This window comes from Serratia aquatilis, assembly GCF_044865145.1.
Taxonomy (GTDB): Bacteria; Pseudomonadota; Gammaproteobacteria; order Enterobacterales; family Enterobacteriaceae; genus Chania; species Chania aquatilis.
The window spans coordinates 4,690,371-4,713,177 of record NZ_CP173186.1 but is presented as its reverse complement, the minus strand read 5'-3'; the positions used below and the strand labels follow the sequence as shown (position 1 = coordinate 4,713,177).

Below are 22,807 nucleotides of genomic sequence, written 5' to 3'. Positions count from 1 at the left end.
TCCTCTTTGAGGATGAACGTAGCAAGGAGCATATCAAGCTCAGTACCGAGTACGGCGGCAAGAGCCAACTGAACCTGGGGCATCTGGTTGACGGTGAAAGGCAGCGGCTTGGCGAGGGTTTTGAGTTGCGCACCGACAGTTACGGTGCCATCCGTGCGAATAAGAGGCTGTTTATCAGTGCCGATGGGCAGGCCAAGGCACAGGGCAAGGTGCTGGAGATGGATGCTGTCATCAGTGAGATGAATGCCTTGAAGGAAATGGCGAAGTCCCTGTCAGATGATGCGCAAAGCGCGCAAGCAAACCCCGGCGATATGGCTGCCCAGATTGCCCTGATCAATCAACGGGTGAAGGATCTGACCGCTTCGGTGTTGCTGATGCACGCTCCGCAAGGGATTGCCCTGAGCAGCGGTGAACATCTGCAACTGTCTGCCAGCGATAACCTGATCGCCACGGCGGGTAAACATGCGGACGTCAGCGTGGCAAAAAACTTCTTTATCGGTGTAGGGAATACCCTGAGCGTTTTTGTGCGCAAACTGGGGATGAAGCTGATCGCCAATCAGGGGCCAGTGACGGTACAGGCGCAGAACGATGCGATGGAGTTACTGGCCCGCAAGGCCATCACCATCACCAGCACCGAAGATGAAATCCAGATCACCGCCAAGAAGAAGCTCACGCTGAACGCGGGGGGAAGTTATCTCACGCTGGATGCGAACAAAATTGAGTCGGGGACGGCGGGGGATTATCTGGTCAAAAGTGCTTATTTTGGGAAGCAGGAGAAGGCAAAGCAGGCGGTGACAATGCCTGTGTTTTCGTTGATACCCGAAAATATTGATGAGGAAATAATAGAGAGCTTTATTCTTCTTGATGAGAAAGGCAACTCTGTCGATGGATATAAATATCGGTTAGCAGAGAAAAAATCAGCTTTGTTCTCTTCAGAAGGAACATCCGAATTCACGCCAGACGAAAAGATGGAGATATCTTTTTGGTTGGATACTGACAGGTTAGCAAAATCATGAATGATACGACATTACCACCAATTTCAGATGAAGAGCGACTATTGGCTGCGATGGCATATGGTGAAGGCTCGGTAAGCAATGATGCTAATGAGTTAAAGGCTCAGGGCAAGATCACGAACGTTTTATGAGCAAGGCTATCCTGTTTGACTGAGTGTACAAGCTGTGATCTTATACTCCCTTTTACGGGAGCATCACCATGTCTATCAACGCCTTTTCAGAACACTTCGCTGACCTGCAAGATCCCCGGCAGACGGCCAAGGTCGCCTATTCCCTGTTCGATATTCTGTTTCTGACAGTCTGTGCGGTGGTCGGCGGAGCCGAAGGTTGGCAAGATATTGAGGATTTTGGCGAAGCTCATCTCCCATGGTTTCAGAAGCGAGGGCTTTTCCCCGCAGGATTGCCCGTTGACGATACGATTGCCAGAGTGATTTCACGCCTCAACCCGGAGCAATTTCAATGCAGCTTTATCAACTGGATGCGTGCGGTAAGCTCCCTCAGTAACGGGGCTGTCATCGCTATTGATGGCAAGGTGTTGCGGAGGTCTTACAACCCTGAAGACCGTGCCTCAACCCTCCATATGGTCAGTGCCTTTGCCAGTGCCAATGGCGTGGTCTTGGGCCAGGTAAAAACAGATGCCAAGTCTAACGAAATTACCGCTATCCCCGCCTTATTGGCGTTATTGGATATTCGTGGTTGCCTGATTTCCATTGACGCCATGGGGTGTCAAACCGCTATCGCTGCCCACATTGTCGAAAAAGGCGGCGATTACCTGCTGGCCGTTAAAGGTAATCAGGAGCGTTTGTCCAAGGCGGTGCGCAAGGCGTTGAGTAGTGTAGTGCCCGGCATGAGTGATATCGCCTGCGTTGAGCAAAACCGAGGCCGTGCAGAAATGCGGGAATACCACGTTATCCCTGCCACTGAGGTCGCTCGTGAGTTCCCCATCTGGAAAGGGCTAACGACGCTGGGTGTAGCGATAGGCTACCGATACGACCCACAGGGCAAAGAGTCGCTGGAATACCGTTATTACATCAGTTCAGCGGAGCTAAACAAGGCTCAATTTGCCAATGCGGTGCGAAGCCATTGGTGCATTGAAAATCAACTGCATTGGGTGTTGGATGTCACGATGAAGGAGGATAACTGTTCGATTTATCGGGACAACGGGGCGGTAAATTTGGCGACAGTACGCCATATGGCACTTAACATGCTGCGTTTAGAGAGCGGTAAAAAGGCCAGCATCAGACGTAAACAGAAGATGGCTGCTATGAACAGCGATTATCTTGAACAAGTGATACTGGCAGGTATTAATGGGGTGGATAAAAAGTAAGCATACATGCGTTTGCCCTGGTTAAAGGCTCTAGCAAGTGTATTAGTCAGGCAAAAAAATGCTCGAGGATATTCGAGTATGAGTGATTTTGTTAATGGAGAGTCATCATATTCTTATGTTACTAGTGATGGGAATGCTAGATATACAAAACTCAAGAAAGCGACGGATGAAAACATACGCAATGACACTGGAATGTCGAATGCTTTGGCCGCAGCAAAAAATGCACTAGCGAATGGTGAGGACCTTTCTAATGGCGCATACTTTTGGGATGGTGCTGATATAAAGTCTAACTATGACAAACATTTCAAAGTTAAGCACGGGATCAAGTTTTCCGACCCATCACATAATATATATAGTATTGCCGAGTCTACTAAAGTAGTTATCCTTTATAAGGAGGTAAAGAAAAAAGTAAAGGTAAATGGCAAAATAAAAACAAAAAAAGAAAAAGTTGAGATAGGTCGTTATGACCATGTTTATGATTCCACTGCAGCCTATGGAGGAACAATTTTCTGGAAAAATAACGATGACTACATTAGGGTATCAAAGGGGAAACTATATAAATGAAAAGAATTATCATCACCTTATCCCTGTTTCTTTTTTCAGTGACCTGCTCTGCGAAAAATAGCGTTCTCACAAACATAATTAAAAGCTGTTTGTATCAAAAATCATTATCAGAGAAAATAAAATACACAATTATAAAAACTGATGAGGTCATTACAGATGATAACTATCTTTCCCTAGGTGAGGCGAGTTATGTTGATTATAAAGGTAATGATATTGGATATGCAGAAAATAAATCTAAACGAGTTTTTTTTATAACAAGAATGTTTTCCAATTAGACCATGCTATCCCAGCAGATACCGGGTTACCCATTAAGAGTGAGGTAAAGGACATAGAGTATCTACTCTCAGAGTGGGCAGCAATATCAATCAAAAGTGATAATTATATCTGCGTAAATTTTCCTTTTAGCGGTATCGGAGAAAGTGGTTCGCATCAATATATTAGAAATGTTTTTGTTTTTAAAGAAAAAGGGAAGGCATTATATTACGCTGTAGGTGATGTTAGTAAAGGAGAGTGATGAGCTACATTACAATGCGATGCAGTTAAGTAATTAAATATTGATTAGTGGTCAAGGCAATTGAATCATCAACGGGTTGGATAAGTAAGTAATATGCGAACATGCTTTTCTGCTCAATTTTTTATTTCGTTTTCCTGTTTTTCTGATTCCATGAGGATTATTAAAGCCTGTGATTTAAAGCATAGTGAAAAAGTTCATCTTCTTTCCTTAAGAACGATTGATGGTGATACGTTATATTCAAGGTTTAGACATATTATAACTGGTGCATTTTTGGATGATTCGAAAAATAGCCACCAGTTTTTTGGGGATATTAAGCTATCTAAGTGTATAAGCAACTCCCTTGTGTTCTCACTTGACTATGGTTATCCATATATAAAAGGCTGCGTAGTAACTGGTTGGGAAAACGGCTTTAAAGGTGAAAATGATCCCAAAGGGTTCTGTTTTGCGGAAAAAGATCTTCCTGAGTCAATCTGGTTTGGTGATAAAAATACGTTAATTGTTATAAAAAATGAAATCAGTGCATTAGATGGGAAATATACTGTCTATGACAGTGCAAGAAAAAGTGGAGAGCGTTCATATCACCTTGACACTCTCCCATCCAAAGAGGGATATAAAATATTTTCATTAAAATGAAAATCAATAGAGAAATATTCACTCAAAACTCATAAGCATTTACTAGTTTAAATAACAAGCTGCTAAATCTCCTTTGGTTATAAAAGGTGCTGCCGCAACGCTAATCATACTGATAAGGACATATATGTATGACGACCTCATTGCCAATTTCATTTAACCACAGCCACCATAAATTGGCGGTGCGTGGCAATCAGGCGCCGATCGATGTGCTGGGTTTTATCGGTGAAGATGCCCTGAGCGAACCGTTCCGTTACGACATCCAGTTCACCAGCCGCGAGCGGCACATCGACCCGGCGACGATGCTGATGCAGGATGCGTCCTTCACCCTGCAGGCCCCGGTGGCGCAAGCCTTTGGTGTGGCTATCCAACAGCCGCAGCGGGTGATCCAGGGAGTAGTCACTGCTTTCAAGCGGCTTTCAACCTCGAAAGACGAAAGCCGCTACGAACTCTGCCTGCAACCACGGCTGGCGTTGCTGTCGCGCAGCCACCAGAACGCGATTTATCAGGATATCTCGGTGCCTGGCATTGTGGAGAAAATCCTGCGGGAGCGCCACGACATGCGCGGGCAGGATTTTGTCTTCACGCTGGCCCATGAGTATCCGCGCCGCGAACAGGTGATGCAGTACGGCGAAGATGACCTGACCTTCATCCGCCGCCTGCTGGCCGAGGTGGGTATCTGGTTCCGTTTTACTGCCGACCCGAAGCTCAATATTGACGTGGTGGAGTTTTATGACGACCAGCGCCACTATCAGCAGGGGTTGACACTGCAGGCGGTGCCACCTTCCGGGATGCACGACAGCGGTGTTGAATCGGTGTGGGCGTTGGTCAGTGCCCACAAGGTGGTGGAGAAATCGGTCAGCACCAATGATTACAACTACCGCACCGCCATTGCAGACCTGAATAGCCAGGTGGACGTGACCCGAGGCGACGCCACCACCTACGGTGAAGCGTATCACTACGCGGACAACTACCTGACGGCAGGCAGTGAAGGACGAGACCCGGCGCCGGAAAGCGGGGCTTTTTATGCCCGGTTGCGCCATGAGCGCTACCTGAACGCGCAGGCGCGGTTCTCGGGGGTAGCGAATGCGGCCACGCTGGTGCCGGGGTGGGAACTGAAGGTGACGGGTCACGATGCCCCGGTGGCGTTTACCCAGGGCGTGGTTATCGTGCGCACCACCTGCTCGGCACGGCGTGACCGCAGCTTTGAGGTCGCCTTTGAGGCGATACCCTATTCGGAGGATTACTGCTTCCGCCCGGCGCTCATCAGCAAGCCCACCATGGCGGGCACCTTGCCCGCCCGAGTGACCAGCACCACCGCCAACGACACCTACGGGCATATCGACAAGGACGGGCGTTACCGGGTGAAGATGCTGTTTGACCGCGACAGCTGGGAGGCGGGCTACGAGAGCCTGTGGGTGCGCCAGGCGCGGCCCTATGCGGGTGACACTTACGGGCTACACCTGCCGCTGCTGGCGGGGACCGAGGTAGCAATAGCGTTTGAAGACGGCAATCCGGACCGGCCTTACATCGCCCATGCCCTGCATGACTCGGCGCACGGCGACCACGTGACCATCCGCAACTACAAGCGCAACGTGCTGCGCACGCCGGCCAACAACAAGTTAAGACTGGACGATGAGCGGGGCAAGGAGCATATCAAGCTCAGTACCGAGTACGGCGGCAAGAGCCAGTTGAACCTGGGGCATCTGGTTGATGGTGAAAAGCAGCAGCGCGGCGAGGGTTTTGAGCTGCGCACCGACAGTTACGGTGCCATCCGTGCGAATAAGGGGCTGTTTATCAGTGCCGATGGTCAGGCCAAGGCACAGGGCAAGGTGCTGGAGATGCAACCGGCCATCAGCCAGTTGAACCGTGCCCAGGAGCAGATGCAGGCTATTTCCAGCGACGCACAAACTGCTACCGCCAATCCGGCAGACTTGCAGGCACAGATTCATCTGTTACAGCAGAACCTTGATGAATTGAAAGCGGCGGTTTTACTGTTGAGCGCCCCGCAAGGGATTGCCCTGAGCAGCGGTGAATATCTGCAACTGTCTGCCAGCGATAACCTGATCGCCACGGCGGGTAAACATGCGGACGTCAGCGTGGCAAAAAACTTCTTTATCGGTGTGGGGAACACTCTGAGCGTCTTCGTGCGCAAGCTGGGGATGAAGCTGATCGCCAATCAGGGGCCGGTGACGGTACAGGCGCAGAACGATGTGATGGAGTTACTGGCCCGCAAGGCGATCACTATCACCAGCACCGAAGATGAAATCCAGATCACCGCCAAGAAGAAGCTTACGCTGAACGCGGGGGGAAGTTATATCACGCTGGATGCGAACAAAATTGAGTCGGGGACGGCGGGGGATTATCTGGTCAAAAGTGCGCATTTTGCTCATACCGGAGCGGCCACACAAAGCGTCGAGGCCCCGACAATGCCAGACAGGGTTACAGACCCCGCAGTACGTTCGTTATTCTCTTGATTAAGGTACAAAACAATGATTATCAGTCCTCCGAGATTACGTGATCAGAACCGTGGGGAAAGTGATGCCGATTGGGTAGAGCGGATGGTACCGATTGATGTTCAACGCAATTATCCGCTTAACGGTCATCATGCCTGGCACGGCGGGGTGCATCTGTTGCACAGCGATATGGGCGGCAAGGTGGAGTATATCCGCGCGATTGCAGATGGTACGGTGATTTCGTTGCGCCAACCCAGCCTGGAAAAACGGGATAAACCGCCCTTGAACTACAACGGGGGCACAGATTTTGGCTACGTGCTGCTCAAGCATGAGACTGAAATAGGCAGCGGTGAGGTAGGTAACGTCGAGTATTATTCCCTGTATATGCACATGGGGAGTATCAAAAGTGAAGTGAAACAGGGGGCCAGGGTTTATCGCAAAGACCCACTGGGCCAGGTGGGAAAGATTGATGGTCGAAATGGTATTCACTTCCAGATATTCTGCGATGATGCCAATCTGCAAAAACTGGTGGGGCGCACGACGCCGGAGCTGGATATCAGCAAGGACGGTCGCAGTGATATTGTGTATGGCGATATGCATTTTTATCTGCCTGCCGGGACGCCATTTTACCCGACAAGACCGTCGAATAACGGGTTAACGCCGAGAGAAAGCGCACGGTATAAAAGTAGCGAACCGCTGTACGTGACTATGCATTTTGAGAAAGGCAGTTGCAGCATGACCACCCGGCAGAAAGCCAAGGCTCCCCAAAATGGTTACACGGCAGTGGGGGAGGTGTTGGTTAACGCGGATGGGGCGGATTATGAATATAATCTTTATAAAACCGCGCTTGATTTATATCCCGACAGCCCAAGTGCCGGTTATGAGTTATTGCGTTTTGGACGGGTGATTAATACCGAGCATGAAACTCTGGTGCCAGCCAACGCACCGCTGTGGCGTACCGTCAACTATCCGGGAGGCAAAGGCTGGGTCAATCTGGCGGCCAGTGAAATCAAAAAGTTCAGCGACGGAGATTTTCCACACTGGATGGGGTGGCTGCTGGTCGACGATGATGTTGATAACAACAGCCAATGTAATTCCCTGAGCATTCTGTGCCGTACGGACGATAAATTGAGCCGAACGATTTGCCACTTTCCGCTGGAATGGAACGTGGCGACGGTCGAGTCACGCTACAACTGGTTAAAACCGATGAGCAGTTCGGCGCTCCAAAAAGCCTATGATATCTTGTGCACCAGGCCGGAGGGCGTGCCGGCTCTGCTTGCGGATGCCTACTTTGCATCGACAGCCGTGCAGGTGAATGAGGCGGAATTGTTGGCGCATATCAAGGCATTATGTTTTGACACCGAAGCGCAGGGTTTACCCTCTGGGCGGGTCTGGCATTTTGAACCGCGAGAGTTTATTACGCATTTTAGGACGTGTGGGTGGCTTAGCATTGAAGAGTTGGCATCAACTTTTCCTAAATACATGTTTTATACATCGACGGGTAATACAAGAACTGCAATCACAAAAAATGGTCAAACTTATGTATTGAGTAGAAGTGAAGCAATACGGCGTATAAAGAATCATACGCCTTCTTTGAATCAGTGTTTAAGAAAGTATATAGGTGGTGATAAAAATAGAATTGCTATATTTTTGTCTCAGGTTCTTCTTGAAACAGCTCAATGGAGAAATATTGGTGGTAATAAAAGACTTATGCACGAATGGGGATTCGGTGCCTATTCTCCATTGAATCCCGCAACTGAGTTTTATACTGCATTTTATGGTCGAGGAATAATGCAGCTGACTTGGGCTAGTAATTATAGAACTTACGGAGATTATCGAAAGCTACCAGATGTTTCTGGTGATTATATCGAACGTTTAACTCCAACTAGTCCAAGAATAACACAAGCATCACTTCATTATACTGCACACCCTAATGATGGTGGTTGCCAAATAAAGTGGTTCCCTAGATATGATCCGGATTTTGTTGCTGAAGATATTTATTCTTCTTGTGATTCCGGTGGGCTTTATTGGGTATCGAAAAAATTTTCTGAAGGGTATTCTATAAACAGAATTTCAGATAAAGGCTATTCATCTGCTAATATAGGGTCTGTTAATAGGCTAGTGAATGGTGGAGGTAATGGATACTATGAACGCCAAGCATATACAGTATATATGCTAAGATTCCTTACTGATGATACTGCTAACTCAGAAATTGTGGATATAGTTCCACCTAGTCCTAAGAAAGCTGTTCAAGCAAATATGAAATGTCCAGGGTGATTTCTATGAGATTGATTTTTTTTGTTTTTATATTCATTAAGGCTATATTATGTAATTTGGCTTTAGCTTCTGATGAGGTTATTTTTAATATTGATAACCAACATAAAGCTTCTATGCGTATCAGTAATAGGCATGTTTCCTATCATATTGATGATGGCAATGTTAATCACGCAAAAGAAATTAGCGTTGATACGGTAAAAAAAATCAATCTAATAGTCGGTGATTTTAATTTCGATGGAAAGAAGGATTTTTCCATCGTTCATATAGATGATGGTATGGGGGTGTATTATATTTATAGGTTTTTTTTATTTTCCGTTAAACTAAATGATTTCATTGAAATATATCCGTCATGTGGCGATGAGTTTATAAATATAAGGATCGATAAAAAAAAGAAAGTGATAATGAGTACTTACTATCAGGATAATCAACCTATGTTGTGTATCACTAAGCCGCCTAAGATTTAGTTATGAAGATTTATTATTGTGTTAACTTTAATACAGGTAAGGTTGGTAGCAGAGTCAGATCGTGTATTCAATGAGTTGATACCGCATCAAATTTAATACGTTTGTTCAATGAAAGTACCAATGATCCTGTCGTACATTTTAGGTTGGTATTGGACGGCAGAAGCCAGGCCTAATAAAACTATTATTGAAGGGGATGTTAGTTTTGAACATTCAAGAACGGTGACATACTCTATTAATGGTGGGCATAATGCCGATGTAGAATGATGGAAATATCCTGTTAGGATATCTAAAATTTTAATGGATAGGATTAATTAATATGAGAAAAAAAATTATAATTCCATGCTTGACGTTATTGTCAGTGTGTTATTTTTTTAGGTTGTAGTTTCGCCTCTTGGCTTATTGTTGATAAGTCGGGAGATAGCGATGTTAAAATTAAAAACTTGGGGGTGTTTCCATCTTAAAATAGATGTAAATTTGATAGTTTATAATGTTAATTTCTCTGGGGATAGATTGATTTTATGAGAGTACCCAATAAAAATTAATGAGAGTAACCAGCAGAATAGTGCTGTGATTTTATTTTATTTGTCAAAGCAAAGGGTTTTTAAAAGGATTGGTTTTAGTAAGGGGGGCCTTGATGTTGATTTTCTAATGAAATCTGATGATATATATTGGTAGTGACCCTGGTTTTATTAAGAATGCTAATGCTGGGGGAGTGGCTACAGCACAGGGAAATTTTGATCCTGATGGTCAGGATCTTTTTAAATAATGCGTAAAAGATAAAGACTGGAAATAATATGGATATCAAAGCCAAGGGTTTATTATTAGTTGGTTAAATGAGGTTGAGTTGAAAGTGTATAGTATATGAAATAGTGGCCGGATGGGGTTTATTTGCATTGCCACTCATTATTCAAATATACTTAATATATTTTAAATGATGGTGCTTTAAAATAATGACTATATATCCAATAAGACTCAAAATGCATTTTTTAACACCTGAAAGATATCGTTAATTCTGGTTATCAACGAGCTTGCTATTTCTGGGAGGGAGGTAGAAAATTGAAAATCGCATCCCACACATCGTGTTTACTGGGAAAATAGCAATTTTTCCGTGCGTATTCATCCATCATTTTCAACAGCCGTTCAATAGCATTTATATTCGGGCTATTAAGGTACAGAACAATGATTATCAGTCCTCCGAGATTACGTGATCAGAACCGTGGGGAAAGTGATGCCGATTGGGTAGAGCGGATGGTGCCGATTGATGTTCAACGCAATTATCCGCTTAACGGTCATCATGCCTGGCACGGTGGGGTGCATCTGTTGCACAGCGATATGGGCGTCAAGGTGGAGTATATCCGCGCGATTGCAGATGGTACGGTGATTTCGTTGCGCCAACCCAGCCTGGAAAAACGGGATAAACCGCCCTTGAACTACAACGGGGGCACAGATTTTGGCTACGTGCTGCTCAAGCATGAGACTGAAATAGGCAGCGGTGAGGTAGGTAACGTCGAGTATTATTCCCTGTATATGCACATGGGGAGTATCAAAAGTGAAGTGAAACAGGGGGCCAGGGTTTATCGCAAAGACCCACTGGGCCAGGTGGGAAAGATTGATGGTCGAAATGGTATTCACTTCCAGATATTCTGCGATGATGCCAATCTGCAAAAACTGGTGGGGCGCACGACGCCGGAGCTGGATATCAGCAAGGACGGTCGCAGTGATATTGTGTATGGCGATATGCATTTTTATCTGCCTGCCGGGACGCCATTTTACCCGACAAGACCGTCGAATAACGGGTTAACGCCGAGAGAAAGCGCACGGTATAAAAGTAGCGAACCGCTGTACGTGACTATGCATTTTGAGAAAGGCAGTTGCAGCATGACCACCCGGCAGAAAGCCAAGGCTCCCCAAAATGGTTACACGGCAGTGGGGGAGGTGTTGGTTAACGCGGATGGGGCGGATTATGAATATAATCTTTATAAAACCGCGCTTGATTTATATCCCGACAGCCCAAGTGCCGGTTATGAGTTATTGCGTTTTGGACGGGTGATTAATACCGAGCATGAAACTCTGGTGCCAGCCAACGCACCGCTGTGGCGTACCGTCAACTATCCGGGAGGCAAAGGCTGGGTCAATCTGGCGGCCAGTGAAATCAAAAAGTTCAGCGACGGAGATTTTCCACACTGGATGGGGTGGCTGCTGGTCGACGATGATGTTGATAACAACAGCCAATGTAATTCCCTGAGCATTCTGTGCCGTACGGACGATAAATTGAGCCGAACGATTTGCCACTTTCCGCTGGAATGGAACGTGGCGACGGTCGAGTCACGCTACAACTGGTTAAAACCGATGAGCAGCTCGGCGCTCCAAAAAGCCTATGATATCTTGTGCACCAGGCCGGAGGGCGTGCCGGCTCTGCTTGCGGATGCCTACTTTGCGTCGACAGCCGTGCGAGTGAATGAGGCGGAATTGTTGGCGCATATCAAGGCATTATGTTTTGACACCGAAGCGCTGGGTTTACCCTCTGGGCGGGTCTGGCATTTTGAACCGCGAGAGTTTATTACGCATTTTAGGACGTGTTTGTGGTTGAGTAAGGCTGAATTTAAACAGACTATCCCTCTGCATGGTATGAGGAAGCAAAATGGAAGTTTTGTTTGGGAGAATGTGAATGTCAACGAAGGTGCTAATTCAATTTTCTCCCGGCACTATCCTCAATTAAATATTATAATGAGAAAGTATTGCATTAATACGCCGCTGCGAATGGCGTGTTTTCTGGGTAATGCTATTCAGGAAACACAGTGGATGGGGAAAACCGAAGAGGGGTATATATATAAACGCAGAAACGCACTAACCAATACGTGGGAGTCGTATAATATTTGGTATTACCCTTGGTATGGGCGTGGTTTTTTACAGTTGACTAATCCTATAAACTATTTTTCCTATTTTACCTTCCGTGGACGTCAGTATCCGCAAACTGTGCGTAATGCACTTGTTGCAGCTTATAACCGGCTAGCACAGGGGAATGAGGTGATTAGGCGAGACGATAGAACATTATATGACATAAACCACCCTGATTTATCAGCAGAGGTGATCGGTTGGCGAGATGGAGTGCAATCCGGTGCTTTTGAACCAGCAGATAGCGCTGGTTTTTATTGGTGTAGTATTGGCATGGCAAAATATGCTGACCAAGAGCATATTCTGGAACGTCAGGTTATTGCAACGGATCGGGGGAGTAATATTTATTATCGGAGTCTAGCTTTCTGGCAGACTAGCGCAGCAGTTAACCTCCCTGGTCGTATTAATGAACCTCATTATCGCGGGTTAAATGGATTTGATGCTCGTTGTTGTGCCTATGGCAATGCCATTGCAATATTGACAGAAATGAAATTTCCCGATGGGAATAGTCAATATACATTTGAAAAACCAGAATCCAATCAATTACGGAGAGATTAATGAAAGTTCAACCCCTTATCTCAAAGTTTTCATTTTATATTTATATAAAAAAAGAGAATTTACCATTAATTTATTGCTATGGTGAAAATATAGTAAAAAAAACAATTCTTAAGTTTTTTTTACTAATATTCATTGCTTCATTTAACTATATGGCCTCTGCTGCTAGTTTTAATTGTCAAAAAGCTGATGTATTAGTAGAAAAACTAATATGCAGTAGTGATAACCTCATTAAATTAGATTATACATTGAGTGATACTTACAAGAGTCTTATTAAAGATGCTGTTGACCTTCATGCGCTGCGTCAAACTCAACGTGATTGGCTCACCATCAGAAATAAATGTCAAACTGTTGACTGTATTAGTCAATCTTATAATCTCCGTCAGTATCAACTCAGCATGGTGCCAAGAAAAGGTTGGAAGGAATATACTGATAAAACATTAGGTGTCAGTTTTTCCTATCCGAATGAATATAAAATTGGTTCTTGCCCTCAGGATTATGGTAAAAATTGTATAGCTATTTTAGATAAACCCCAAAAAATGCCTTATAGTGATTATGTGATAGCATTTAGAGTAGTCAATGGTGGATTAAAGGAAAATGCAGTAAAAGAGGCTGGCTTTAAATATAGTGATGGGAAATGGATAGCATTTCCAGCTCCTGCGCAGTCTGAACCTATAGAGGTAGAGCACTTTAGCTTCAATAATTGGCAAGGAATGAAAGTATTAATAACTTGCGGTATTAATGATGATTTTGGATTTCATGCTGCAGGTGGTGACTGTTTTAGTGGTGTGATTAGTAATGGAAAAAATACCGTTGTAGCGGATACTCAAGGTATCATTGGTAATGATTCACGAACTTTTCATATAATCGAAACATTAAGGTTTCTTTAATTATCTGATCTGGGACTTTTTCTCTAACTTAGGTAGTGTGGATGGCTGAGTCAACGTGAGGTAGCAGCTTTACTACCCAGAAATGTATACACAGGATACCCAGGCTCAGTAAGAAACACTACAATTACCTGAGATGCAGCATTCTCTCGATGGACAAAATATACCGAGCATTTTAATCGTTGTTGTAATAAATATTTGATTTTAAGTCCAGAGCGTAGAAGTGTTTTTTTGGGTCAGATTTATACAGAAACGATGTTAGTGCAAACTGTGACTGAGTTAGGTAAAGGTCGGGGGGATCCTAGAAGAGGCTGGGTTAGTCCTGCTATGGAATTTTATCAAGTTTTCTATGGGCGGGGTATGATGCAATTAACTTGGCCAGAAAATTATCAAAAATATGGAAAATTTCAAGGTAGTATACCTTTGCCTGATTTGGTACAAGGGATACAATACTCTGATAATAGAATTTCACGTGTATCTTTACATTATTGGTCTGATCCTAAATAGCTGATCCTAATACCGCTACACTTTTGCCTGACCGTGCTTCCTACCAGGGAATGGGCTGACCGTTTTCATAAAGTGGCGTACCTTTTTCAGTAATTGCCACATCGAACGGCAGCTATGATTCCGAGTTATCGTGTCATGTAATGCCTGCCATAACCGTTCTACGTGGTTCACCCATAGCGAGTAGACGGGTTGATAAATAACAGTAAATTTAGGGTTCTTCTTCAGCCACTGAAGCGTTTCTCGACTTTATATGGATGATGTAATTATCAACGATCAGGGTGATGCTTTTTGCCCGCCGATACGTCCCCTTGAGGTGTTTCAACAAGTCGATAAATAACCCCGAGTTTTTGCTGCTGCCTTGCATCGACAGCCGTGCAGGTGAATGAGGCGGAATTGTTGGCGCATATCAAGGCATTATGTTTTGACACCGAAGCGCTGGGTTTACCCTCTGGGCGGGTCTGACACTTTGAACCGCGAGAGTTTATTACGCATTTTAGGAAGTGTTTGTGGTTGAGTAAGGCTGAATTTAAACAGACTATCCCTCTGCATGGTATGAGGAAGCAAAATGGAAGTTTTGTTTGGGAGAATGTGAATGTCAACGAAGGTGCTAATTCAATTTTCTCCCGGCACTATCCTCAATTAAATATTATAATGAGAAAGTATTGCATTAATACGCCGCTGCGAATGGCGTGTTTTCTGGGTAATGCTATTCAGGAAACACAGTGGATGGGGAAAACCGAAGAGGGGTATATATATAAACGCAGAAACGCACTAACCAATGCGTGGGAGTCTTATAATATCTGGTATTACCCTTGGTATGGGCGTGGTTTTTTACAGTTGACCAATCCTATAAACTATTTTACCTTCCGTGGACGTCAGTATCCGCAAGCTATGCGTAATTCACTCGTGACAGCTTATCAACGATTGGAAGGAAATAGTAGGCTTAGAGATAATGACACCTCCTTACACGTTGAACGCTATCCTGGATTAACTCCAGAGATTATTAGTTGGCGTGATGAACTGAAAAGTGGTGTTTTCGAGCCAGCAGACAGTGCAGGATTTTATTGGTGTAAATCTGGAATGGCAAAGCATGCAGATAAGGCTCATGTTCTGGAACGTCAGAGCATTGCAACAAATAAGGGCAGTAATGTATATTACCGGAGTACTGCATTTTGGCAAGCTAGTGCTATCGTCAATCTCCCAAGTAAGCTTAATGATACGTATTCTCAACGACTAAATGGTTTTGATGCTAGATGTTGTGCCTATGGTAGTGCTCTTGCAATACTGACAGAAATGAAATTTCCGGACTCGAAAGGCCAGTTTACTATGGAAAATCCGGAGTCTAATCAGTTAAGGAGAAAGTAATAAATATTTATTTTTGAGAAATACTCAAAGGCGATAGTTACTGTAGTAATTAGGGCTTTATTTATTGCTATCAATGATAGTCAATTCATGGATAAATCACAAAAGGCTATTATATATGTATAAGTTGATTTTTTTAATGTTGCTCTCAGTCTCTTTCTTCGTAAATGCTCAACAGTTATATTCATCAATTGACTCTATGATTGGTCATTTTTATCTAAAAAGTGACAATAATGAATATCCATGGCGTAAGAAAGATAGTGATGCTAATGTTTCAGATTATACACTATGCCATAATGATTTTTTTAATCCCCAACGCCAACAATTCATTATTGTAATGTGCCCGAATATGTGGCAAGAAAATATTGTAAATACTCCCCCTCCGACAGATGTTTATATAATGCAAAAAACTGTTGGTGGATATATATTACTCGTGTCAGAAAAGAATGTAGGGGCTGATTTTTTAGGAGTGGTTGATATCGGTAATGCTGAAAAAGCAATTCATTTTACCTATAGTGAACGAAACCCGAATCAAGGATATTCACAGGCTCATGATAACCTATCTATTATTTCTGGCCATGTGTTGAAGAAAATTGCTGAATGGACATCGCTTAGGGATAACACCGAATTTGTAGATTCGGCAGTTCCTGATACGAGAGTTAGTTCTGAAAAAATAGAAAATACTATAATTATAGATGATCATCAAAAATATTTGAAATATTACCCTTTAACGATCACTTCCATTGGAAAGGTGGGTGAACAGAAAGTGAATAAAAAATATCTTATAGATTATTCACCTAAAGAAGAGAGATATTTAGTTCCTGATGAGTTAAATAAGAGTTATTAAGATTTTATTAGTGGGCTTTTGGTGATGGCTCTAATCGTTTGAATCTTATACATGATACTGTCTTTTGAAGTTTATTTATGGCCAATGTTCATTGTCCCTGTTGTGATTCAGTTCTGGTACTAACGGCTATTGTAATATGGGCGTATTTTTTACAATTGATAAACCCAATCAACTATTTTCCCTTACGGGAGAGTCAGTATTAAAAAATTGTGCATAATAAACTCATTATAGCATATAAAACGATACTTTAGAATAAAAGTAACCATTGTTTAAAAATCAGATTTTATTAAAAAATATCTGCAAGCCTGTTTTTTCATATTAATTTCAACGTAATATACGGGAAATAAAACGATGAAAGGAATTATTCGTATCGGTGATAAAACCACCCACGGCGGTACGGTCACAGCGGGATCGTCCACTATGAAATTTGGTGGTATTGGTGTTGCCCGTCTCGGGGATCCGGTTTCTTGTCCCCAACACCGAGATACTGTGATCAGCGAGGGGCACGCTACGTTTTGTGATCACGGGATCCCGGTGGCCTTTCACGGCCATCGGTGTGCCTGTGGATGCACGCTGATTTCTTCACTCTCCCAAGCCACGGCGAGCTAATCCTTATGCCTGTCAGATTGGATCGACTGCCCGGATTGGCGCCGCGTCCTGCGCCAATCCGCTGGCGGCGTTGGCTGGGCGTTTTTCCCTGTTTCCTGTTGGTCGGGGTGATGGCGACTGCATTGCGGGGGGGAGAGTCCGTGGGGCGTCAGCCGTTACTTTACTGGCTACTGGCCCTGGGGATCCCCTCGCTGTTCTGGGGTTTGTTGGTTGCGGGACGCTGGCTGGTCTATGCCGGTCAGCATCTGGTGGCCGATGGTTGGGATGAACGCCGTTGGCAGGTGTTGTTACAGCAAACCCGACAAGGCCGCCGTTCGCTTCAGGTGTTGGCGGCGGTATTACACACGGCACATACCGATGAGGAAAATCCTGATGCTCAGCTTTCTGCCCTGATGCAAAACGAAAATGCCCTGTTATCACAACCCTCCTGGCAAGGTCAGGCCGCAGTGCGGCATAGCCGGTTGCCGCAGTTTGAGGGAGAGTCATCGGAAGTGATGACGCAACGTCTGCTATTTTCGGTGTTCACCACGTTTGCTGAAACATTGGCCCCTCTGGACGAAGCCCTTCCTCTAAAGCTGATATGGGAATCTGATACGGCATTATCTGACGAGGCATTACAGCAGGTGTGGCAGGCCGCCTGGGACGATGCGGATATTGTTCACTCAATGAGTCGGGTTGATGGTATGGGATTGTCGGGGGTAGATGACTGGCTGGATAACCATATTCATGAGGAAGCACTCCTGGTTGTGGTGGCGTTGCAGATACACCCTCCGCAACCAGAGATGACCGCCGAATCGGTCGTAGGGCTGATTTTCGGCAACCGGTTGACTCAAAAAACGTTGCCCCCGTTGGCTTATCTGCACCGTCCTGAATTCGCCAACGAAGCCAGGCTGGAATACGGTGTCCGTCAGGCTTTGGACTGGGTGCCACTTACCTCTGGGGAGCTTTGCCATGTGTGGCTTTCGGGCTTGGCCGAGGAGAGTACCACCTCGCTCAGCACCGTGATGGAAACGGTGGCGTTTCCGGTGACGCGCGAGCAGGGCGTTTATGACATGGGGTCCTCGTTGGGGTATCTCGGTTGTGTGGCTCCTTGGCTGGCGATTGCTGCTGCCACCCAGGCGGTCCGGTTGACACAGGCTCCCCAGTTTATTTTCAGTGGGGGGGCCGCGCCAGACATTGGCATATGGAGTACCGTGGTTTCCCCCCTTTTACCCCGAAGGAGATGACGCAGTGACGCGCACCTGGACTCGTTCTTACTTTTGGCCACTGGTCGTGGTTGTATTACTGATAACTGCTGCCTTGAGTTGGCTGCTCTGGCGCCAACCGGAGGTTTTGGGTATCCCCCCCGGTAGCGACACATACCGTTTCTGGCAATGGGGAATTCCCGGAGGTGCCTTTCTCCTCCTGTTGCTATTGACGTTTTATTATGCAGCAGTCCGTCGTGCAGGTCGCCAGGCCTATGAAATACAACGGCAAGCGCTGAAAGGTGATGATACCCCTGAAGCAGAAAAAAATGCACAAGCCTCCCCGCCATTACAAAACGAGACGGCGCTGCTAAAAAACCGCCTGCGCCGCCGTTACGGTCTGTTCTGGCGTTATAAAGTGCGGTTGCTGATGGTGGTGGGCGAACCTGAGCAGATCGCCGCCCTGGCCCCTACCCTGGCGGAACAGGGCTGGCAGGAGGGGCAGCGTACCGTCTTGCTGCACGGAGGCTGCCTGCACGCGCAAAATAACCAGTCCCAACTGTACGCATGGCGCACACTGCGCCGCAGCCGCCCACTGGACGGTGTGGTCTGGGCTGTCACTCAGGCACAGAGCCGCCTGTCTTCGTGGATAGATGACGGGTTGCGCACGTTGGAAACCGTCGGCGAAACACTGCGCTATCAACCGCCGGTCTATCTGTGGCAGGTGTGCGAAAGCGACTGGCCGCAGGATGAGCGGGTGACGCAGCCGGTCGGCGCGGTCTTTGCCCCCAGGGCCACCCCAGAGAGTATTGAGCATCAGTTACGTTCATTAATCCCCACCTTGCGCGAACAGGGCATGCAGCAGGTTTGTACTACCCCCCAGCATGATTTTCTGCTGCGGCTGGCGCAGTCTTTAGAGCACGATGGGGCGGTGCGCTGGCGGCAGGTGTTGACGCCATGGCTAGCGGACTATGGCACACGCATTCCGCTGCGCGGGTTGATGTTCAGTCTGCCCGCCGGCCCGCTGTCCGCTAACGAGATACATGAAAAAACCTGGAGCGCCCCGGCCAGTTGGCTAGGCGTGCTGGAAGATTGCCGTTCCGCAGGTGGCCGCCGCGTTGGCTGGCCGTGGGAGCAGACGTTGTGTTACAGCCTGCTGGCCTTAACGGTGTTGTGGGGGGCGGGCAGCGTGGTGTCATTTGCCGTTAACCGGCATCAGATGCTCTCTGCCGCTGAACAGGTGCAGCATCTGGCGAAACCACAACCCATCTCGAATGAGCAACTGCTCGCCTTGCAGGCATTGCGTAATGACATTGGCCGTCTGCAGGTTCGTGTGGCGAAAGGAGCCCCCTGGTATCAGCGATTCGGTCTGGATCACAATACTCAACTGCTCAACACTCTGATGCCATGGTACGGTCAGGCCAATAATCGATTGATCAGACAGGCGGCAGCAGAAAGCTTGCAGCAGAAGCTGGGCGAGTTGGCCAACTTGCCAGCCAAAAGCCCGAATCGAGCCACTTTGGCGGCCTCGGGGTATGACCAGTTGAAAGCGTACCTGATGATGGCTCATCCGGAAAAGGCAGATGCAGCTTTCTTCGCCAAGGTTATGGCAACCACCGAACCGACACGTCCGGGAGTTTCTCCGGGGTTGTGGCAAAGCCTGGCACCGGACCTGTGGCAGTTCTATATCCATAACCTACCCACCCAGCCAGGCTGGGCAATCAAACCGGACAAAGCCCTGGTTACACAAGTGCGGCAGGTGTTGCTGGGGGAAATTGGCCAGCGCAACGCCGACAGCACGCTGTATGAAAACATGATGCTGTCGGTGCGCCGCAATTATGCCGACATGACGTTGGCCGATATGACCGGCGGTACCGACGCGAAGCGCCTGTTTCACACGGCCGAGCTTGTTCCCGGCATGTTCACTCGCAAGGCATGGGATGAGCAAATCCAGCAGGCGATAGACCAGGCTGTTACTTCCCGCCGTGAAGAGATTGACTGGGTGCTAAGCGATAATCGCCGCACCATTACTGATGACGTTTCACCGGAAGCGTTGAAAAAGCGTCTGACCGAACGTTATTTCACCGACTTTGCCGGTGCCTGGCTGAGTTTTCTCAACAGCCTGCGCTGGAACGAAGCGAGAAACCTCTCCGACGTTATCGATCAACTCACCCTAATGAGTGATGTTCGCCAATCGCCGCTGATTGCTCTGATGAATACGCTGGCCTGGCAAGGGCAGGCTGGGCAGCAGAAACAGGCCCTGTCTGATTCACTGGTGAAATCGGCAAAGGCCCTTATAACCAAAGAGGCACAGCCGGTGATAGACCAGCACGCCAGTGGCCCTGTTGGCCCGCTGGATGAGACCTTTGGTCCGTTACTGGCCCTAATGGGTAAAGGTAATGCGCAGACCATGATGTCGTCCGATAGTTCGCTCAGCCTGCAGACTTTGCTCACCCGCGTCACACGTGTGCGTCTGAAACTCCAGCAAGTTGCAGGTGCTGCCGACCCGCATGCCATGACACAGGTATTGGCACAGACCGTCTTTCAGGGCAAAAGCGTCGACCTGACCGACACTCAGGAGTACGGCAGTCTGATAGCTGCCAGCCTGGGTGAAGAGTGGAGCCACTTCGGGCAGAGCCTGTTTGTTCAGCCGCTGGCTCAGGCGTGGGAAATCGTGCTGCAACCGTCGTCAGCCAGCCTGAACGAACAGTGGAAAGATGCCATCGTGGCGAACTGGAAATCAGCCTTTGAAGGGCGCTATCCATTTGCAGCGAGTACCAGCGATGCCTCATTGCCTATGCTGGCCGACTTCATCCGCAAAGATAGTGGGCGCATCGACAGCTTTCTGACTCGGCAACTGAGTGGCGTGCTGCATAAAGAAGGCAACCGCTGGGTACCGGATAAGGTCAATAGCCAAGGGCTGACCTTTAATCCTGAATTCCTGACCGCTATTAATCAGTTGAGCCAGATTTCTGACATCCTGTTTACCGATGGCAGCCAGGGGTTACGCTTTGAACTGCTGGCACGCCCGGTGCCAGACGTGGTGGAAACCCACCTGTCGATTGACGGCCAGAAACTCCATTACTTCAACCAGATGGAAAGCTGGCAAAGCTTCCGCTGGCCGGGGGAAACCTATAAACCCGGTGCCATGCTGACCTGGACGGGTGTTAAGGCCGGTGCCCGTCTGTACGGTGACTATCAGGGCACCTGGGGCTTTATCCGCTGGCTTGAGCAGGCGAAGCGAAAGAAACTGGAGGAAGGGCGTTACCAACTCACCTTTACCACCCCGGACAAGCATCCTTTGCAATGGATATTGCGCACGGAGCTGGGCAAGGGCCCGCTGGGGTTGCTGCAGTTGCGTAATTTTACGCTGCCGACAACCATCTTCCAGGTACAGCATGCCCGGGAGCCAGCCGTTGACCGAGCCCGCTAATGATAAAGCATTGGCAAGAATGGCTCATTGATCGTTTTGGTGAAGCCCCAGTGTGAGCGTAAGTGCTGTGTAGTTGACTCGACATTAAGGATACTCCAATGGCAAAAGGTTATTACCTGGTGGTACAGGATAAAACTACCTGCGGTGGCATTATCATCGAAGGTGACCCCTCCCACACATTGTTTGGCAAAGCGATTGCCCGTGAGCAAGATCGCGTTACCTGCGGCAAACATCCAGGCATGTACATCATCGTCGGCCATATCCCGGGGGATTCAGTGATGGGCCGCAAATTCGCCGGTACGCTGCACAGCAAAAGCAGTTGCCCGTGCCAGGCGAGTTTTATTCCGTCGATGATGAATGATACGTATGAGTTTGGGGTGGAGCAGGCAAAACGGCCTGTGTTGTCGCCTTATGTGACAGGGGAAAAAAGAGAACCAGATTATGTACCTGATTATCCTGCAACTGCGTTAATTAATACATGTAAGTTTCCTGACGATCGTATACGAGCAATGCTCGAAGCACAAAATCAGGATGTGATGCTACTTACGGCAAAAGAGAGTTACGAAATCTTAGCTTGTTGGAGTGTTTTTAAGAAAGGATGGGTCCAGATTACGCAATCTGGTCCAGGGCAAATCGTTGTGAACTATGGGCTAAATGGGCGAGATGCGATTAATACATCGATTTTAATAGCAAAGTTGGGTAGCTTTGGTATCAAAGCTACAGTTTTTGTAAATCACAAAGGTACTGAGCTTATCAAAATATCGGGCTACCCAGGGGTCCGTAAAGTATTAAATGCCCCCGTGTTTTCATTAAAAAATCCGAAAGTTGTAGATATTGGGATCGGGAGGTATGGATTAGCAAAATCCGTAATAGAGGGGGCACGGTTAACTATATATGTGGCTGCTGCTTATCGAACTGTTGATTACATTTTAAATGATCAAACTACCTTAGCTATGTTTATTGGTAGCCTTGCTACCGACGTAGCAAAAGTTGGTATTGTCTCCGCTGTAGTTTGGGGGGCTGGTGCACTCGTTTCAGTGACACCCTTTGTCGTTGGGCCATTGGTTATTGTTGTTGCTTTTGGTTTTGGCACTGCGTGGATCCTCAATACGATGGATGAGAAATTTGGAATAACAGACAAAGTGGTCAAATATATAGAGGCAGCTCAACAAGAATTTGTTTGGAAAGCAAGAGAGATGGAAAATGGTGTTTGGGATTTATACTCGTCATACTTCAAGTTGCATGGGTGTTAGCTGCGACCAATCGCACCAGTCACATAGTGG

Annotated in this window: 17 protein-coding genes and 3 pseudogenes; 18 read left to right on the top strand and 2 right to left on the bottom strand. The window is 46.9% G+C overall.

Features of this window, described 5'->3' with window-relative positions; all coding sequences use genetic code 11:
- Window positions 1-8 precede the first annotated feature (8 nt).
- The 9 genes and pseudogenes from SAQUA_RS21325 to SAQUA_RS21285 all read left to right on the top strand — a co-directional run.
- A pseudogene (locus SAQUA_RS21325) lies at window positions 9-1,016 on the top strand (DUF2345 domain-containing protein); the annotation flags it as partial.
- Window positions 1,013-1,144 carry a hypothetical protein gene (locus tag SAQUA_RS21320; protein ID WP_380676913.1) on the top strand — a complete coding sequence of 44 codons (132 nt, stop codon included), beginning with the start codon at window positions 1,013-1,015 and terminating at the stop codon, window positions 1,142-1,144. The pseudogene SAQUA_RS21325 and the gene SAQUA_RS21320, both read left to right, overlap by 4 nt.
- A 68-nt stretch (window positions 1,145-1,212) precedes the next feature.
- Entirely contained in the window at window positions 1,213-2,340 is a 1,128-nt protein-coding gene (locus SAQUA_RS21315; RefSeq protein ID WP_404413090.1) for an ISAs1 family transposase, read from the top strand.
- A 78-nt stretch (window positions 2,341-2,418) separates the two neighbouring features.
- Complete coding sequence (locus SAQUA_RS21310) at window positions 2,419-2,904, top strand: hypothetical protein (protein ID WP_380675082.1); 486 nt, start codon at window positions 2,419-2,421, stop codon at window positions 2,902-2,904.
- The gene (locus tag SAQUA_RS21305) at window positions 2,901-3,179 is read left to right on the top strand and encodes a hypothetical protein (protein ID WP_380675084.1); all 279 of its coding nucleotides are present in this window, start codon (window positions 2,901-2,903) and stop codon (window positions 3,177-3,179) included. Before SAQUA_RS21310 ends, SAQUA_RS21305 begins: the two co-directional genes overlap by 4 nt.
- 389 nt (window positions 3,180-3,568) lie before the next feature.
- Complete coding sequence (locus tag SAQUA_RS21300; protein WP_380675086.1) at window positions 3,569-4,051, top strand: hypothetical protein; 483 nt, start codon at window positions 3,569-3,571, stop codon at window positions 4,049-4,051.
- A 128-nt stretch (window positions 4,052-4,179) separates the two neighbouring features.
- Window positions 4,180-6,525 (top strand): type VI secretion system tip protein VgrG, encoded by a 2,346-nt coding sequence (vgrG, locus tag SAQUA_RS21295; RefSeq protein WP_380675088.1) that lies wholly within the window; start codon window positions 4,180-4,182, stop codon window positions 6,523-6,525.
- Window positions 6,526-6,540: 15 nt separating this feature from the next.
- Complete coding sequence (locus SAQUA_RS21290; protein WP_404413101.1) at window positions 6,541-8,781, top strand: M23 family peptidase; 2,241 nt, start codon at window positions 6,541-6,543, stop codon at window positions 8,779-8,781.
- Between the two features lie 5 nt (window positions 8,782-8,786).
- Window positions 8,787-9,245: an XAC2610-related protein gene (locus SAQUA_RS21285; RefSeq protein ID WP_380679144.1), complete on the top strand. Its 459-nt coding sequence runs from the start codon at window positions 8,787-8,789 to the stop codon at window positions 9,243-9,245.
- Window positions 9,246-10,217: 972 nt separating this feature from the next.
- On the opposite strand, the pseudogene SAQUA_RS21280 reads toward SAQUA_RS21285, so the two are convergent.
- A pseudogene (locus tag SAQUA_RS21280) lies at window positions 10,218-10,408 on the bottom strand (IS630 family transposase); the annotation flags it as partial.
- Between the two features lie 16 nt (window positions 10,409-10,424).
- Here SAQUA_RS21280 and SAQUA_RS21275 point away from each other — a divergent pair.
- The 3 genes from SAQUA_RS21275 (at window position 10,425) to SAQUA_RS21265 (ending at window position 14,089) form a co-directional block, all read left to right on the top strand.
- Window positions 10,425-12,698 (top strand): M23 family peptidase, encoded by a 2,274-nt coding sequence (locus SAQUA_RS21275; protein ID WP_404413100.1) that lies wholly within the window; start codon window positions 10,425-10,427, stop codon window positions 12,696-12,698.
- Window positions 12,698-13,585, top strand: coding sequence for a lysozyme inhibitor LprI family protein (locus SAQUA_RS21270; protein WP_380671716.1), 888 nt, complete (start codon window positions 12,698-12,700; stop codon window positions 13,583-13,585). The genes SAQUA_RS21275 and SAQUA_RS21270 overlap by 1 nt, the downstream gene beginning before the upstream one ends.
- Window positions 13,586-13,813: 228 nt before the next feature.
- A complete protein-coding gene (locus SAQUA_RS21265) occupies window positions 13,814-14,089 on the top strand; it encodes a hypothetical protein (protein ID WP_380671718.1) in 276 nt (91 codons plus the stop codon).
- 15 nt (window positions 14,090-14,104) lie between these two features.
- On the opposite strand, the pseudogene SAQUA_RS21260 reads toward SAQUA_RS21265, so the two are convergent.
- Window positions 14,105-14,447: pseudogene (locus SAQUA_RS21260) on the bottom strand (transposase); the annotation flags it as partial.
- Window positions 14,448-14,599: 152 nt separating this feature from the next.
- On the opposite strand from SAQUA_RS21260, the gene SAQUA_RS21255 reads away from it, so the two are divergent.
- The 6 genes from SAQUA_RS21255 (at window position 14,600) to SAQUA_RS21230 (ending at window position 22,777) form a co-directional block, all read left to right on the top strand.
- Complete coding sequence (locus SAQUA_RS21255; RefSeq protein WP_380671720.1) at window positions 14,600-15,454, top strand: hypothetical protein; 855 nt, start codon at window positions 14,600-14,602, stop codon at window positions 15,452-15,454.
- A 115-nt stretch (window positions 15,455-15,569) separates the two neighbouring features.
- Window positions 15,570-16,298: a hypothetical protein gene (locus SAQUA_RS21250; RefSeq protein WP_380671722.1), complete on the top strand. Its 729-nt coding sequence runs from the start codon at window positions 15,570-15,572 to the stop codon at window positions 16,296-16,298.
- Window positions 16,299-16,649: 351 nt separating this feature from the next.
- Window positions 16,650-16,907 (top strand): PAAR domain-containing protein, encoded by a 258-nt coding sequence (locus tag SAQUA_RS21245; protein ID WP_380671724.1) that lies wholly within the window; start codon window positions 16,650-16,652, stop codon window positions 16,905-16,907.
- A 5-nt stretch (window positions 16,908-16,912) separates the two neighbouring features.
- Window positions 16,913-18,133, top strand: a complete 1,221-nt coding sequence (locus tag SAQUA_RS21240) for a hypothetical protein (RefSeq protein ID WP_380671726.1) — start codon at window positions 16,913-16,915, stop codon at window positions 18,131-18,133.
- 154 nt (window positions 18,134-18,287) lie between these two features.
- The gene (locus SAQUA_RS21235; RefSeq protein WP_380671812.1) at window positions 18,288-21,524 is read left to right on the top strand and encodes an ImcF-related family protein; all 3,237 of its coding nucleotides are present in this window, start codon (window positions 18,288-18,290) and stop codon (window positions 21,522-21,524) included.
- 98 nt (window positions 21,525-21,622) lie between these two features.
- On the top strand, window positions 21,623-22,777 hold the full coding sequence (locus SAQUA_RS21230; protein ID WP_380671728.1) for a PAAR domain-containing protein: 1,155 nt from the start codon (window positions 21,623-21,625) through the stop codon (window positions 22,775-22,777).
- Window positions 22,778-22,807: the final 30 nt, after the last annotated feature.